The 14543-nt window shown below is 72.1% G+C and carries 14 protein-coding genes; 6 read left to right on the top strand and 8 right to left on the bottom strand.

All coding sequences use genetic code 11. From position 1 onward, the window contains the following. Positions 1-11: 11 nt before the first annotated feature. Positions 12-2354, top strand: coding sequence for an ATP-binding protein (locus ACZ58V_RS19365; protein ID WP_471291016.1), 2343 nt, complete (start codon positions 12-14; stop codon positions 2352-2354). A gap of 23 nt (positions 2355-2377) precedes the next feature. Here the strand turns inward: ACZ58V_RS19365 and ACZ58V_RS19360 are convergent, their stop codons facing one another. From ACZ58V_RS19360 to ACZ58V_RS19350, 3 genes are all read right to left on the bottom strand, one after another. Continuing rightward, positions 2378-3046, bottom strand: coding sequence for a DUF5701 family protein (locus tag ACZ58V_RS19360; protein WP_468188848.1), 669 nt, complete (start codon positions 3044-3046; stop codon positions 2378-2380). 66 nt (positions 3047-3112) lie between these two features. After that, positions 3113-4081, bottom strand: coding sequence for a helix-turn-helix domain-containing protein (locus ACZ58V_RS19355; protein WP_468188846.1), 969 nt, complete (start codon positions 4079-4081; stop codon positions 3113-3115). A 141-nt stretch (positions 4082-4222) separates the two neighbouring features. Next, the gene (locus tag ACZ58V_RS19350) at positions 4223-5059 is read right to left on the bottom strand and encodes an alpha/beta fold hydrolase (RefSeq protein WP_468188844.1); all 837 of its coding nucleotides are present in this window, start codon (positions 5057-5059) and stop codon (positions 4223-4225) included. 521 nt (positions 5060-5580) lie between these two features. Here ACZ58V_RS19350 and ACZ58V_RS19345 point away from each other — a divergent pair. The 3 genes from ACZ58V_RS19345 (at position 5581) to ACZ58V_RS19335 (ending at position 8242) form a co-directional block, all read left to right on the top strand. Then, positions 5581-5844 carry a hypothetical protein gene (locus tag ACZ58V_RS19345; RefSeq protein ID WP_471291013.1) on the top strand — a complete coding sequence of 88 codons (264 nt, stop codon included), beginning with the start codon at positions 5581-5583 and terminating at the stop codon, positions 5842-5844. Between the two features lie 61 nt (positions 5845-5905). After that, positions 5906-7240, top strand: coding sequence for a Gfo/Idh/MocA family protein (locus tag ACZ58V_RS19340; RefSeq protein WP_468188840.1), 1335 nt, complete (start codon positions 5906-5908; stop codon positions 7238-7240). Between the two features lie 48 nt (positions 7241-7288). Beyond that, entirely contained in the window at positions 7289-8242 is a 954-nt protein-coding gene (locus tag ACZ58V_RS19335; protein ID WP_468188838.1) for an aminoglycoside phosphotransferase family protein, read from the top strand. A gap of 12 nt (positions 8243-8254) precedes the next feature. On the opposite strand, the gene ACZ58V_RS19330 is transcribed toward ACZ58V_RS19335, so the two are convergent. Then, complete coding sequence (locus ACZ58V_RS19330) at positions 8255-8707, bottom strand: Lrp/AsnC family transcriptional regulator (protein ID WP_184599130.1); 453 nt, start codon at positions 8705-8707, stop codon at positions 8255-8257. Between the two features lie 111 nt (positions 8708-8818). Here ACZ58V_RS19330 and ACZ58V_RS19325 point away from each other — a divergent pair, with 111 nt between their 5' ends. Further along, entirely contained in the window at positions 8819-9454 is a 636-nt protein-coding gene (locus ACZ58V_RS19325; protein WP_471291011.1) for a LysE family translocator, read from the top strand. A gap of 54 nt (positions 9455-9508) precedes the next feature. Then, complete coding sequence (locus ACZ58V_RS19320) at positions 9509-9958, top strand: PaaI family thioesterase (RefSeq protein ID WP_471291009.1); 450 nt, start codon at positions 9509-9511, stop codon at positions 9956-9958. A 16-nt stretch (positions 9959-9974) separates the two neighbouring features. On the opposite strand, the gene purU is transcribed toward ACZ58V_RS19320, so the two are convergent. Genes purU through ACZ58V_RS19300 form a run of 4 tightly spaced genes read right to left on the bottom strand, consistent with a single transcriptional unit; the run spans position 9975 to position 14542 of the window. Next, complete coding sequence (gene purU / locus ACZ58V_RS19315; RefSeq protein WP_468188829.1) at positions 9975-10841, bottom strand: formyltetrahydrofolate deformylase; 867 nt, start codon at positions 10839-10841, stop codon at positions 9975-9977. Beyond that, positions 10841-11464 (bottom strand): sarcosine oxidase subunit gamma, encoded by a 624-nt coding sequence (locus ACZ58V_RS19310; protein WP_468188827.1) that lies wholly within the window; start codon positions 11462-11464, stop codon positions 10841-10843. Before ACZ58V_RS19310 ends, purU begins: the two co-directional genes overlap by 1 nt. Further along, positions 11457-14264 carry a sarcosine oxidase subunit alpha family protein gene (locus tag ACZ58V_RS19305; RefSeq protein WP_471291008.1) on the bottom strand — a complete coding sequence of 936 codons (2808 nt, stop codon included), beginning with the start codon at positions 14262-14264 and terminating at the stop codon, positions 11457-11459. Before ACZ58V_RS19305 ends, ACZ58V_RS19310 begins: the two co-directional genes overlap by 8 nt. Then, complete coding sequence (locus ACZ58V_RS19300; RefSeq protein ID WP_189724294.1) at positions 14261-14542, bottom strand: sarcosine oxidase subunit delta; 282 nt, start codon at positions 14540-14542, stop codon at positions 14261-14263. The genes ACZ58V_RS19305 and ACZ58V_RS19300 overlap by 4 nt, the downstream gene beginning before the upstream one ends. Position 14543: the final 1 nt, after the last annotated feature.

Genomic DNA, 14543 nt, shown 5'->3' with positions numbered 1-14543 from the left:
ATCATCGCGCGGTGGACACCGGGGTGGGGATCGCGGCGCCGTTCGGACGGCTGCTGCGCGCGTTACGGCAGAGCAGGCGGCTGACGATCGAGGAACTGGCCGAGGCCTCCGGGGTGTCGGGGCGCGCCATCGGGGACATGGAGCGGGGCAAGAGCCGGCGTCCGCACCGGGGCACCGTCACCGCGCTCGCACAGGGCCTGGAGCTGGACGAGGCGGCGCACGCGGAGCTCCTGGGCGCCGCCCGCGCCGCCCGTCCCGGCACGCGGGCCGCCGGGTCCGTCAGGGCCTCGCCGCACACACTGCCGAGGGGCGTGCGGGACTTCGTCGGGCGGCAGGCGGAACTGGCCGTGCTGCGCGCCCTCGCGCAGGAGGCCGACGACAGCGGGCCGGCGCGGGGCCGGGGGCTGCTCGTGCCGCCGGCGGCCGTGGTGTCCGGCCCGCCCGGAAGCGGGAAGACGACTCTGGCGGTCCGGCTGGCCGAGGAGCTTGCGTCGTCCTGCCCCGACGGGGCGTTCCTGGTGGACATGCGAGGTCTGGACGAGCGGGCGCTCCCCGCGGAGCAGGCCCTGTCGGGGCTGCTGGCCTCGTGGGGTGTGGGGGACGCCGAGCTGGCCCGGCTCGGCGCGGAGGAGCGGCTCGCCCGCTACCACGAGATCGCCGCCGGGCTCCGCGCGGTCCTGGTGCTGGACAACGCGGGCAGCGAGGCACAGGTCAGGCCGCTGCTGCCGCGCGAGGGGCGGCTGTTCGTGGTGGTGACGAGCCGTCGTGCCCTCGCCGGTCTCGAGGGGGTGCGGCGCGTCGAGCTCGGTGGGCTGAGCCGGCAGGAGTCCGCCGCCCTGCTGCGGGCCGTGGTGGGCGCCGGGCGCGTGGACGCCGAGCCGGCGGCGGCGGACACCGTGACCGAGCTGTGCGGTCATCTGCCCCTGGCTCTCAGGGTGGCCGCCAACTGGGCCGCCACCCGCACCAACTGGAGCCTGCGGCGCCTCGCCGACCGGCTCGCCGACGAGGACCGCAGGCTGGACGCGCTCAGCGCGGGCGACCTGCGGATCAACTCCGCCTTCGCGCTCTCCTACTCCCGTCTCGCCCCCGAGGCCGCCCGGATGTTCCGGCTGCTGTCGCTCGTACCGGGAGGGGACTTCAGCGTGGCACCGGCCGCGGTGCTCGCGGGTGTCCCGCTGCCCGACGCCGAGGACCTGCTGGAGGAACTGCTGGAGGCGGGACTGCTGATGACGTCCCGTCAGGACCGCTACCGCCTGCACGATCTGCTCCGGCTGTACGCGGGCTCCCGTCACCGCCTGGAGGACGGGGAGGAGAGGTCGCTCCACGCGCGGTCCCGTCTGCGGCACTGGCTGCTGGAGACCGCCGTCCTCGCGGGCCGCTGGTACGAGCCGGACTACGGCATGCCCGCGCCGGACCCCGGCCGGCTGGTCGCCCTCGACGACCGTGAGCGGGCGGCGCGCTGGATCAAGGCGGAGGGCGACACCTGGCTGGCCGCGTTCCGCGAGGCCGCGGCACGGGACGAGCACACGCGGGTCGTCGAGGTCGCGGAGGCCATGCACTGGTTCTCCGACCACTGGGTGTCCTGGGGCCACTGGATCGAGGTCTACGAGCGTGCCGCGACGGCCGGGGCGGCGCTGGACGACGCCGGTCTGGAGGCGACCCACCGCAACTACCTCGCCTGGGCGTACTGGGCCTGTGCCCGGCGGCACGACGAGGCGGTGGAGTCGGCCACGGCCGCGCTGCGGCTCGCGGGGGCGGCCGGGAACGTCCTCCAGCAGGCCTGGGCCCACGCCTATCTCGGCTGGCTGCGGGACGCCGTCGACGACATGCCGCCCGCCGCCGACCACTACCACCGCGCCCTGGAGCTGTTCACCGAGGCGGACGACGTCACCGGGTATCTGCAGGTGTCCTGCGGGGTGATCAGGGTGCTGCGCGGGGCGGGCAGGGCCCGGGCGGCGGTCGAGACCTACCAGGGCATCCTGGACGCCCTCGCGGATCCCCGTCATCACGACCGGATCCCGCCCAACGTACGGGACTTCACCCTGCTGTCCGCCGTCTACTCGGTGTCGTTCGTCCATCTCGGCCAGGGGCACTGGCAGGAGGCGGCCGACGCGCTGCGCTCCATACGCGGGCAGTTCGACGCCCGCGGCTGGCACAAGCAGGCGGGCAAGGTCCATCTCCACCTGGGCCAGGCCCTCGCCCGCCTCGGCGAGCTGGCCGAGGCCGCCGCCGAGTACCGCGCCGTGCTCGCCCTCGACGACCGCGTCCCCGCCGACGTACGGGACGGGGCCCACGCGGGTCTCGCCGCCCTGGCCACGGGCCGGCCGGTACAGGTGGGCCCGCTCGTGCAGTGAGGGCCGGCCGGTGCGCCCGGAGGCTAGGGCTTGCGGCCCGTGGCGGAGCCGAAGCCCAGCCAGGTGTGGCGGTTGTTCCACCAGCACCAGCCGACCTTCGGTGCGTCGCGGCGCTCGCGGCCGTCGCGGCCGGTGCCGTTGCTGATCCAGATCGCCGGGGTGCGGGCGTCGAACGTGCCGTTCGGCTTGCGCAGCCGGGAACCGATGGTCATGAAGCACAAATTGCGCTCCAGGGCCGCCGGTTGCTGGAGCACCCAGTGGATGCCCTCGGTGAGCAGCAGCGGGGTGCGGTCCGCCTTGGTGAGGGCGGGCAGTGCCTCGTCCGGGCTCCAGTTGCTCATGTGGTCGCCGCGGTCGAGGCCGGTGAGAACGTAGAGCGGGGCGTCGGGCAGCTCGATGCCGGTGGGGGTGAACTCATCGACGTCGGGCATGTCGACGACGACGAAGCCCGGCTTGCCCTCGCGGCGGAGCAGCGGCGCGAGAGCGGAGGCGGGGGCCCGGTCCGGGTGCACGGCGAGCAGGGCGCCCTCGCCGCCCACCGAGGCCTCGGCGTCGGCGGCGTACGTACGGATCTCGGCGGCCGGCAGCCCGGCGATCTCGTGGACCCCCGACGCGATCAGTCGCTCTGCCTGTGCGCTCAGGGCCGGAAGTACGGGCAGAACGGCGGTGGTTCCGGGCGTGGTCTCGGGCACGATGCTCCCTGGGTCGGCGGCGTGAACAGTGAGGCAACGCGGCGAACCGCCGGGACGTTCCCGGGGTCAGGCAGGGGATCGGCCGGACAGTCCGCTTCGCTGCCACTCGCGGGGCGTCACGCCGTAGGCCGCCCGGAAGGCACGGCTGAAGTGGCTGGGGCTCACGAACCCCCAGCGCCGGGCGACGGTAGCGACCCCGTGTCCCGGGGCCGGGGACCGCAGTAGATCCTTGCGGCACCGTTCGAGGCGCTGGGTCCGGATCCACTCCCCCACCGTGACGCCCTCCAGCTGGAACAGCTTGTGCAGGTAGCGGACCGACATGAAGTGCGCGGCGGCGATCCCCGGCGGGGAGAGGCCGGGGTCGGAGAGGTGGCGCAGGATGTGGTCCTGCACGCGCACGAGGGTGGCCGCGGCGGTCTCCGGAGCCTGGGTGGTGAAGCGGCCGCGGCGCTCGTTGATCAGCAGCGCCAGCAGGTCGAGCGCGGTGGCGGCGAACTGACGGCCCGCGACGGCGTCGAGACCGGCCGCTTCGCGGGCCAGCTGAGCGAAATAGGTCGCCACCAGTGCGGCACCGCCCTCCCGGCCGGAGAACGCCGTGGCGGTCATCGCCCGCAGATCGTCGTCCCGCACGCGGAGATCCTCGCGAGGGAAGTGGAAGGAGGTGAAACTGAACCTGTCCGGCACCTTCTTGCGGAACAGCCGGGAGGAATCCGAGAGGGAGAAGTCACCCGGCCCTATGCAGGCCTCCCTGCCGTCCTGCTCCTTGATGGACCTGCCTCGCTGCTGGAGGGTGAGGATGAGGTGCTCCTTCCCGTCCCGGGCGATCAGGCGCCTGCTGCGCGTCACGACCTGTGGGCCCGCCTGGACGTGCGAGACCCGTAAGGAACCCAGCTCGTTGCTGACGATCTTCCCGGGGGACGGGTCCTTCTCGAGGAGGTGCACATCGAGCGGGACGAAGGTGCGTGACACGGCGTGGTGCCAGCGCTCCCCACGGTCGGCCGCCGACAGTGACGCGGTGCAAAGGACGACGGCCACCTGATTCCCCTCCGGGCACGGTCAAGGGACGGCAGCTCGGTTCCGCTGCCGACCCCGACGATGTCACCACCCCGGCCGAGGGCCGTCCAGGAAGAATCGGAGGAAGAATTCGATCACTTCTGTTCGATCACGTCTGCCCGATCACTTCTGCAGGAAGGCGAGCAGTGCCGCGTTGACCTCCTCCGCGTGGGTCCAGAGCAGACCGTGCGGGGCGCCCTCGATCTCCACGTAGTCCGCGGCCGGAAGAGCCTTGTGGAACCGCCTCGCCGTCCCGTCCACCGGCAGGATGCGGTCGCCGGTGCCGTGCAGGATCAGGGCCGGCACGTCGATCGCCGGGATGTCGGCACGGAAGTCGGTGTACCAGGTGGCGGGCGCGGCTGACGCCGCGAAGAAGCCGCCGCCGGCGGCGACGTTCCAGCTGTTGCGGACGGCCTCCTCGCTGATCCTGGTGCCGAGGTTCTCGTCGAGGTTGTAGAAGTCGTTGTAGAAGTTCGTGTAGTACGCGTACCGGTCCGCCTTCACGGCCGCGACGATCTCGTCGAAGAACTCCTTCGGGGCGACCCCGCCCGGGTTGTCGTCCGACTTGAGCAGGCAGGGCTCCAGCGAGGCGAGGAAGGCGACCTTGGCGACCCGGCCGGAGCCGTGGGCGGACACGTAGCGGGCGACCTCGCCGGTACCCATCGAGAACCCGACGAGGACGGCGTCCCGCAGGTCGAGGGTCTCCATCACGGTGTTCAGGTCGGCGGCGAAGGTGTCGTAGTCGTAGCCGGTCGTCGGCTGGGCGGACTGCCCGAAGCCGCGCCGGTCGTACGTGATCACGCGGTACCCGGCGTCGAGCAGTACGGCGCTCTGCCGCTCCCAGGAATGCCCGTCGAGCGGGAAGCCGTGGATGAGGACGACCGGCTGCCCGGATCCGTGGTCCTCGTAGTACAGGTCGATGGCGGTGGAGTTCTCCTGGCCCACGGTGATGTACGGCATGCGCTGCTTCCTCGTTTCGGGAGGGCGGGTGGAAGGGATACGGCCACGTTAGGCCGGAGGCGGGGCGGGCGGTTGCCGTGCAGCGCACGACTCCTTGACCGGGCGCGCACTCTCGTCAGTCTGCAACAGGGACGGAAGGGTTTGCCGTCACGACTCCGCAGGAAATGGGCCTGGCCAGCCCGGCGCGGCACGGCCCGCCGCTCCACGCCGGCGCAGGCCACGGGCCCGAGCGGGTGCCGCGTGGCCCGCCGCTTCCACGGCAGCACGGCGAAACGCTGAACCAGACCAGCACCGCGCTGCCCGCCGCTTCCACGCCTTCCACATGGGCTACGCCTCGGCGATGGCATGGGTGCTGCCGGCCGTCATCGCACTGATCACGTACGCCGTCTTCCGCGGCGCCCGGCTGTGGGTCTTCTACGCACAGGAGGACGCGTCGTGACGACGACCGCGGCATCCCCGCTCCCGCTCAAGCCCCCGCCGGGCGCACTCCGCTGCGAACCGCGGCCTGGCACGCCGTCTGCGTGGTGATCGGCCTCGTCCTGCTCTACCCGGCGCTGGGGCTGCGCTGCGCCGCGGCCTGGCGGGAGGGGACGCGCTGGCGTGCGACCCTGGCCGTCGTGTTCCGGTCGGTGCCGCGGTACCCGCTCGCGCCCGTCCTGCTCGCCGGGGCCGTGGGTGCCGCGGTCGTGCTGCTGGCCCTGACTCCGGTTGTACTGTTCGTCGTCCTCGGCCCGCTGGCCTTCGCCGCTACGGCGGCGGACGCCTGGCGGCCCGTGACGCCCTGAGCCGCCTTCGAGAATCCCCGCCCTCCGGAGAGCCCCTCTCCCTCCCCGAACGGAGACCTGTATGTCGTCCGACACCGCACGGCGCCGAGCCGCCGTGGTCGGCCTGGGTGCCCGCGCCCGGCTGTTCGCCCAGGCGCTGGCCGGTCCCTACGCGGACCGGTTCGAACTGGCCGGCTTCTGCGATGTCAACTCCCACCGCATGGCGGTCCACAACGCCTGGATCGCGGACGCCCGCCCGGGCTTTCCTCCCGTACCGGCGTACGCGGCCGAGGACTTCGAGGAGATGCTGCGCCGCGAGCGCATCGACCTGGTCGTGGTGTGCACGGTGGACCACACCCATGACCACTACATCGTGCGGGCCCTGGAAGCGGGCTGCGACGTGGTCACCGAGAAGCCCATGACCACGGACGCCCAGAAGGCCCGCCGCATCCTGGAAGCGCAGCGGCGCACCGGGCGCGAGGTCCGGGTCGCCTTCAACTACCGCTACAACCCGGCGCATTCGGCCGTACGGGAACTGATCTCCTCGGGGGAGATCGGCGAGGTCGGCTCGGTGCACTTCGAGTGGCTGCTCGACCTGCGGCACGGCGCCGACTACTTCCGCCGCTGGCACCGCGACAAGGCCAACTCCGGCGGCCTGATGGTGCACAAGTCCACCCACCACTTCGACCTGGTCAACTGGTGGCTGGGAACCCGTCCCGAGACGGTCTTCGCACAGGGCGGCCTGTTCTTCTACGGCGACGAGGCCGGCCGGCGCCGCGACCTCGCCCGGGAGTACGACCGGGCCCACGGTTCCCCGGCCGCCGAGGCCGACCCGTTCGCCGTGCACCTGTCCGACTCTTCCGTGCTCAGCGCGCTGTACCTGGACGCGGAGGCGGAGGACGGCTACCACCGCGACCAGAACGTGTTCGGGCCCGGGGTGACGATCGAGGACGACATGGCGGTGCTGGTCCGGTACGCCACCGGCGCGACCCTGACGTACCACCTGACCGCGTACTCCCCGTGGGAGGGCTACCGGATCGCCTTCAACGGCAGCCAGGGGCGCCTGGAACTGCTGGTGGAGGAGTCGACGTGGACCCGCCCCCGGGTGCGCGTGAACGGCTCCGACCCCGTCCTGCACGGTGCCGAGGCCGAGGACACCGCCGGACGTACCGAGCTGCTGCTGCGCCCCTTCTGGGAGGAGCCGCGCGAGATCAAGGTGGCGACCGGCGAGGGCGGGCACGGCGGCGGTGACGTACGCATGCTGGAGGACCTGTTCGGCACCCGGGCGCCGGACCCCCTGCAGCGCGCGGCGGACGCGGCAGACGGCGCCCATTCCCTGGTCACCGGCTTGGCCGCGAACCGCTCCTTCGAGACCGGACTCCCGGTGCGGACACGGGACTTGATCCCCTCTGACTGATCGCTAATTCACCGCCTCGCCCGACCCTGGCGTGACACCATCGGCGATATGGAAGGATTTTTGACACCTGATCAGATCGATGCCCGTAAGGCCCGTGCTTTCGCCGCCGCCGTCGCCGCGGGTCGTGACCTGGGGCTCACGGTGACCGACGCGACGGTGATCTACGACGTCTTCTCCGTCGTGGTGCACCTCGCTCCGTCGCCGGTGGTGGTGCGGGTGCCGACCGTCCTGCCGTCGTACTCCGACCCCGGCTTCCAGGCGGCGCGGCAGCGACTGGAACTCGATGTCGTGGCGTGGCTCGCGGAGCAGGGCCACCCGGTGATTCCGCCGAGCCCGCTCGTGCCGCGGGAACCGGTGCGGCGCGACGGTTTCTCGATGACGTTCTGGCAGTTCGTCGAGCTGGACGAGAGCGTCGAGCCGGACTACGCGCACAACTCCGCTCTGGTCGCCGACCTGCACGCCGCGCTGCGCGAGTACCCCGGCGAGCTGCCGTTCCTGTCGGCGGCGGAACCGCGGTTCGTCTCCGAGGGGCTTGCCGTGCTCGAAGGGCGGCCCGACCTCCTGGAGCCGGCCGACCTCGACCGCGCGCGGCGCGAGTGGGAGATCCTGGAGCCCGTCGTCAGCTCACGCGCGGCATTCGAGGCGGCGTTCCCCGGCATCGGGTTCCAGCCGGTCCACGGGGACTCCCCCGCCACCAACATCGTCTCCGCCGCGGACGGCGAGCTGTACTCCGACTTCGAGCTGACCACCCTCGGCCCGGTCGAGTGGGACCTGGCGGCACTCGGCCCCGAGTGCGAGGCCGCGTACAACACGGCCGCCGAGCGCCTGGGTCTGCGGCAGCTGGACGAGGGCGTGCTGCGCGTCGTCAACGCCGTTGGCATGTCCCGCGCGGTGGCCTGCCTCGCCCTCGCCCCGCAACTGCCCCTGCTCGTGGAGGCGCTGAAGCCGGCGGTCGAGCAGTGGCGGACGATGCCGTTCGCGGGTGGTCTGGGCGCTGAGTGACCGAAGCCCTGCTCACTCCGGCAAGGGCCGGTCGTCGACCACGTGTTTCATGACGAGGGTGGACGTCAGCCGCTGGATGCCGGGGAGGCGGGCGAGCTGCTGGTCGTAGAGCTGCTGGAAGGCGGCGAGGTCGGTGGTGGCGACGCGCAGGAGGTAGTCGGGGTCGCCGAACAGGCGCTGGGCCTGGAGCACGTGCGGGACGGCCGCCACCCCCTCCTCGAAGGCGGTGACGGTGTCGGCGTCCTCCCAGCGCAGGGTGACGAAGACGAGGGCCTCGAAGTTGAGGCCCACGGCGACCGGGTCGACGACCGCGCGGTAGCCCCGGATCGCGCCCTCGCGTTCGAGATCGCGCAGGCGGCGGTGGCAGGGGGAGACGCTCAGCTTCACGCGGGCGGCCAGCTCGGTGACCGTGAGGCGGCCGTCCAACTGCAGCTCGGTAAGAATTTTCCGGTCCAGGGCATCCATGGAGAAGATTCTGCCCCAGATCACGGGATCATGGGGTAAAGAAGGGAACACCTTCGGGCCGATCCGGCCTAGCCTTCCTCTCGCAACACTGCACGTGAGAGGGGCCGATCCATGGACACGACGACGCTGGCGGCATTTCTGGCCGTGGATCTGCTGCTGGTGTTCACGCCCGGCGCCGACTGGGCCTACGCGATCGCCGCGGGGCTTCGGGACCGGTCGGTCGTGCCGGCGGTCGCCGGGCTGATAGCCGGGTACGCGGGATACACGCTGCTCGCGGTCGCGGGTCTGGTGGTGATCGTGGCGAGTTCGGCGACCCTGCTCACCGCGCTGACCGTGGCCGGCGCCGGCTACCTGGTGTGGCTCGGCTGGGGCGTGCTGCGGCAGCCGGCCGCGCTGACGGCCTCCGAGGCAGAGGTGGGCGCCGGCTCTGGGGCGGGCGCCTCCCGTTTGCGGATCATGCTCAAGGGAGCCGGGATCAGCGGCCTCAACCCGAAGGCGCTGCTGCTGTACTTCTCACTGTTCCCGCAGTTCATCGACCCCGCGGGCGGCTGGCCGGTCGCCACGCAGACCGGGCTGTTCGGCACGCTGCACATGACCGCCTGCGCCGTCGTCTACCTCAGCGTCGGCGTCCTGGCCCGTACGGTCCTGAGTACCAGGCCGTCCGCCGCCCTGGCGGTCACCCGTACGTCCGGTGCTCTGATGATCGCCATCGGCGGGTTCCTGCTGCTGGAACGCCTCGCCGGCTGACGAACCCGGCGCACCCTGGTATGTAACCCCGCGATGTCCGCCGAAGGAGAGCACGTGGAACAGCAGGCGCAGCAGGAGCAGGCGGGCCCGGAGACGGAGGCCCGCGTCCGGGAGAGCTTCGGGCGGCAGGGGCTGATGGCACACCTGGGTGCCCGGGTCACGCGGGTCGCGCCCGGCCGGGTCCACATCGAGCTTCCGGGCCGCCCGGAAGTCACGCAGCAGCACGGCTACTTCCACGCGGGCGCCACCAGCGCGATCGCGGACAGCGCCGGCGGCTACGCGGCGTTCACCCTGTTCCCCGAGGGCACCGACGTGCTCACCGTCGAGTACAAGATCAACCTCCTGGCCCCGGCCGTCGGCGACCACCTCGAGGCGGTCGGTACGGTCCTGAAGGCCGGACGGACGCTGACCGTGTGCCGGCTCGAGGTGTTCGGCGTCCAGGACGGCCGGAGGGGGCTCGTCGCGAGCGGACAGCAGACCCTGATCCGTGTGAACCCGACCTGAGGCAGGTCCGCGGGCGTCAGCGGAGGATCACCGTCCGTCTGCCCTGGACGAACACCCGGCCCTCGCAGTGCCAGCGGACCGCCCTGGCCAGGGCAGCCGACTCCGCGTCCCGGCCTATGGCGGCCAGGTTCTCGGGGGTGTGGCTGTGGTCGACGTCGATGACCTCCTGGGCGATGATCGGGCCTTCGTCGAGGTCGGCGGTGACGTAGTGGGCCGTCGCCCCGACGAGCTTGACGCCTCGTTCGTGGGCCTGGTGGTAGGGCTTGGCGCCCTTGAAGCTCGGCAGGAACGAGTGGTGGATGTTGATCGCCCGGCCGGCCAGCCGGGAGCACAGGCCGTCCGAGAGCACCTGCATGTAGCGCGCCAGCACGACCAGGTCGACGTCGAACGAGTCGACGAGGTCGAGGAGTCGCGCCTCCGCTTCCGGCTTGGTCGCGGCGGTGACCGGGACGTGGAAGAACGGGATGCCGTGCCAGGTGACGAGCGCCTCGTGGTCGCGGTGGTTGGAGACGACCGCGACCACGTCGACGGGCAGGTCACCGCTGCGGGTGCGGAAGAGCAGGTCGTTCAGGCAGTGGCCGTAGCGGGACACCATGACCAGCACGCGGCGCCGTGTGCTGACGGGTTCGAGGTGCCACCGCATGGCGAAGGGGGCGGCCACGGCGGCGAAGTCACGGCGCAGGGTGCCTGTCGCGGTCTCGTCGGCGGTGGCGGCGAAGCGCACCCGCATGAAGAAGTGTCCGTCACGGCGGTCGCCGAACTGCTGGTTGTCGATGATGTCGCTGCCGTGCTCCAGCAGGAACCGCGAGACGGCGTGGACGATGCCGGGAGCCTCGGGGCAGTCGATGGTCAGGACGTGCTCTGTCTGTGGTGACGTGATCATCAGTGCACCTCCGCGCTGCGGAATTCACTCATCGCGTCGATGAGCCAGCGCCCCAGGTGGTCGGCGAACGAGGAGCGCGGGAGCAGGTGGTAGGCGGGCGCGTCGTCGATCTGCCGGAGCAGCACCGCGACCGGGCCCACCGTGGTCGACACCGCCCGGCCCGGACCGAAGGCCCGGGGATGCAGGTCCAGCGGGCAGCCCTTCTCCAGCACCTGGCGGGCGGCCGGGCCGCGCAGCTCCAGCGTGGTGCGGTTGGCGGAGACGTCCACGACCGAGCCCGGGTCTCCCCCGAGTGCCTCCCTCAACTCGGCGGTCAGGGCGGTCCCGTCGGCCCGGGAGATGACGAGCCACTCGTCGGGTCCCAGCCAGACGGCCGTGTGGGGGCCGGACGCGGTGGTGTCGCCGCACTCGCGCGGGAGTCGCACCCCCAGAGTCTTCTCGATACGCCCGGCCGTCTCGGAAGCGGGGGCGACGCGCACGTTCACCATGGTGAGGAACGGCCGCTCCATGAGGGTGACGCCCCGGGCTCCGGTGACGGCGGCGGCGCGCATCCGGTCCTCCAGGTGGGCGAGGGGACTTCTGCGCAGGGCCATCGGCCCTGTGTCGATCGTGGGCTCAGCCATCTCGCTTGGTCCCTTCGGGGTCGTAGAGGACGCAGTCGGCCACCTCGACGGGCACCAGGTCCTCGCCCACCGGGGCGAGCAGCGTCGCGCCGATCCTGGCCCGCCCGTCGGCGACGAGGGCCAGGGCGAAGGGGCGGCCGAGGGCCGGGCTGAGGTAGCTGGAGGTGACATGGCCGAGCATCGGCACGGGCACCGTCTCCAAGGAGACGTCCGGCGCGACGAGTTGGGTGCCCTCGGGCAGCCGCGTCGTGCGGTCGCTGGGCAGCAGGCCGACCAGGTGTTTGCGGTCGGTGCGGGAGGTGTCCGCGCGGGAGAAGGACCTCTTGCCGATGAAGTCCTTCTGCTTCGAGACCACCCAGGACATGCCCGCGTCCTGCGGAGTGACGGTGCCGTCGGTGTCCTGGCCGACGATGATGTAGCCCTTCTCGGCCCGCAGGACGTGCATGGTCTCGGTGCCGTAGGGGGTGATGCCGTACGGCCGGCCGATCGCGTCCACCTCCTCCCACACCGCGAGGCCGTACCACGCGGAGACGTTGATCTCGTAGGCGAGTTCGCCGGAGAAGGAGATCCGGCAGACGCGGGCCGGGATGCCGGAGGCCAGGGTCGTCTCGCGGAAGGCCATGAAGGGGAAGGCCTCGTTCGACAGGTCGACGTCGGGCGCGAGATGGGCGACGACCTCGCGCGACTGCGGGCCCACGACGGCGATCGTCGCCCACTGCTCGGTCACCGAGGTGCAGTGCACGTCGAGTTCGGGCCACTCGGTCTGCAGCCACTCCTCCAGCCAGTCCAGGACATGGGCGGCGCCGCCGGTCGTGGTGGTCATGAAGTAGCGGTCGTCGTCGAGGCGCAGTGTCACACCGTCGTCGAAGATCATGCCGTCGGGCTTGCACATCACGCCGTAGCGGGCCGTGCCGGGCTTGAGCTTCTTGAAGGCGTTGGTGTAGACGCGGTTGAGGAACTCGCCCGCGTCCGCGCCCCGGATCTCGATCTTGCCGAGGGTGGAGGCGTCCATGAACGCCACTCCCTCGCGGGCCGCTCGGCACTCCCGGGCCACGGCCGTGTCCATGTCCTCGTCGTGCCGCGGGTAGTACCGGGGGCGCTTCCACTGCCCGACGTCCTCGAACTCCGCGCCGTGCGCGACATGCCAGCTGTGGATGGACGTGGTGCGCTCCGGGTCGAACAGCTCGCCGCGTTCCCGGCCTGCCAGCGCGGCGAAGGCGATCGGTGTGTATGGCGCCCGGTAGGCCGTGGTGCCGATCTCGCCCGGCGAACCGCCGAGGATCTCGGCGATCACTCCGATCGCGTTGACACCGGACGTCTTGCCCTGGTCGCCCGCCGTGCCGAGCGAGGTGTAGCGCTTGATGTGCTCGACGCCCCGCATCCCGGCCCCGGTCGAGCGCAGGACGTCGGCGACGGTGACATCGCGTTGCAGGTCGACGAAGTGGGTGTCCCAGGAGTCACCACCGGGCACCAGCCACAGGGCGCGCACCTCGGACCGCGCCGGCTCGGGCGGAGCCGGCGGCACCCGCACCGGGAACCCGGCCTCCGTCGCGGCCCGCGCACCCGCCCGCGCTCCCTCGGCCAGGCAGCCGTCGAGGTCGTACGATCCCCGCGCCGCCCCCACGACCTGCTGATCCCGTACGGCACCCTCGGGGACGAACGCGACCAGCTCCTCGTCCCAGCGCAGCCGCCCCTGCCGCTGGCTGTGCAGATGCACCACCGGGCTCCACCCGCCCGACACGGCGAGCACGTCGCAGTCGAACGACTCCGGTTCACCCCCGTCGAGGGCCCGGACAGTGACACCCGTGATCCGTCCGTCTCCCTCGGTTTCGACCACCGCACTGCCCGTCAGCACCCGCACCCCGGTCGCCATGGCGACCTCGGCGGCCCGGGGGGACAGCTCGGCACGCGCGTCCACGACGGCGGCGACGGGGATGCCCGCGCCGTGCAGATCGGCGACCGTGTCGTAGGCGCTGTCGTTGGTCGTGCTCACCACGGCCCGCGAACCCGGGGCCACGGCATACCGGTTGAGGTACGTCCGCACGGCCCCGGCGAGCATCACCCCGGGCCGGTCGTTGCCGGCGAAGACCAGCGGACGCTCGTGCGCACCGGTCGCCAGGACCACCTGACGGGCCCGGATGTGCCACAGCCGTTGCCGGGAGACGCCTTCCAGCGTTCCGAGGTGGTCGGTGCGCCGCTGGAGAGCGAGCACGTAGTTGTCGTCGTAGGAGCCGAAGGCCGTGGTGCGGGGCAGCACGACGACCTCGGGGGCGGCGTCGAGGGCCGCCCGGACGTCGGCGACCCACTCCAGGTCGGAGAACAGCGAACCACCGGCCTCGGGCTGGTCGTCGACGAGGATCACACGGGCGCCGGAGCCCGCGGCAGCGGCGGCGGCCGCGAGTCCGGCCGGTCCGGCGCCGACGATCAGGACATCGGTGTGCGCGTACTTCTTGTCGTAGACGGCGGGGTCGGGGGTCGGGTCGAGCCGGCCCATTCCCGACAGGGTGCGGGCGGACAGGCCGTCGTACAGCTCCACCGTCGTCGCCGGGAGCATGCCCTCCGAGCAGGGGCCGTCGAGTTGCACCAGGGCGTTGGGTTCCTCGGCGCCCGCGGCGACGATGCCGCGCGGGCGGCCCCGGTAGAGGGACGGGGCGACCTCGACGAGGCCGTTCGCCAGCAGGGCCGAGGCGAGGGTGTCGCCGGGGTGGCCGGTCAGTTCCCGGCCGTCGACGGTGAACCGCAGCACGGTGCCGCGGTCGATACGGCCGCCCTGCGGGAGCCGGAAGCGCTGGTCGGTCATCGGTTCCCTCCGGGACGGGGCTCGTCGAGGCGGTACGAGGTCAGCACCTCGTGGGTGGCGGTGTCGCGCAGGACGTTGAACCAGCGGCGGCAGCCGGTGCCGTGCATCCACCGTTCGGCGAAGGGGCCCTTGGGGTTGTCCCGGTAGAAGACGTACGCGGCCCACTGCTCGTCGGTGAGCTCGCCCGGGTTCTCGGGGTGGGGGACGTGGGCCTGGCCGCCGTAGTGGTACTCGGTCTCGTTCCGCGGACCGCACCAGGGGCAGGTGATGAGCAGCACG

This window comes from Streptomyces sp. NPDC040589, assembly GCF_055594445.1.
This window is presented reverse-complemented; position numbering and strand designations above follow the sequence as displayed.

What these genes read in the sequence shown, in the direction of transcription:
- purU (WP_468188829.1), bottom strand. Translation starts at nt 10,841, where the DNA reads ATGATCACGTCACCACAGACAGAGCACGTCCTGACCATCGACTGCCCC.
- ACZ58V_RS19340 (WP_468188840.1), top strand. Translation starts at nt 5,906, where the DNA reads ATGTCGTCCGACACCGCACGGCGCCGAGCCGCCGTGGTCGGCCTGGGT.
- ACZ58V_RS19305 (WP_471291008.1), bottom strand. Translation starts at nt 14,264, where the DNA reads ATGACCGACCAGCGCTTCCGGCTCCCGCAGGGCGGCCGTATCGACCGC.
- ACZ58V_RS19310 (WP_468188827.1), bottom strand. Translation starts at nt 11,464, where the DNA reads ATGGCTGAGCCCACGATCGACACAGGGCCGATGGCCCTGCGCAGAAGT.
- ACZ58V_RS19330 (WP_184599130.1), bottom strand. Translation starts at nt 8,707, where the DNA reads ATGGATGCCCTGGACCGGAAAATTCTTACCGAGCTGCAGTTGGACGGC.
- ACZ58V_RS19325 (WP_471291011.1), top strand. Translation starts at nt 8,819, where the DNA reads ATGGACACGACGACGCTGGCGGCATTTCTGGCCGTGGATCTGCTGCTG.
- ACZ58V_RS19350 (WP_468188844.1), bottom strand. Translation starts at nt 5,059, where the DNA reads ATGCCGTACATCACCGTGGGCCAGGAGAACTCCACCGCCATCGACCTG.
- ACZ58V_RS19335 (WP_468188838.1), top strand. Translation starts at nt 7,289, where the DNA reads ATGGAAGGATTTTTGACACCTGATCAGATCGATGCCCGTAAGGCCCGT.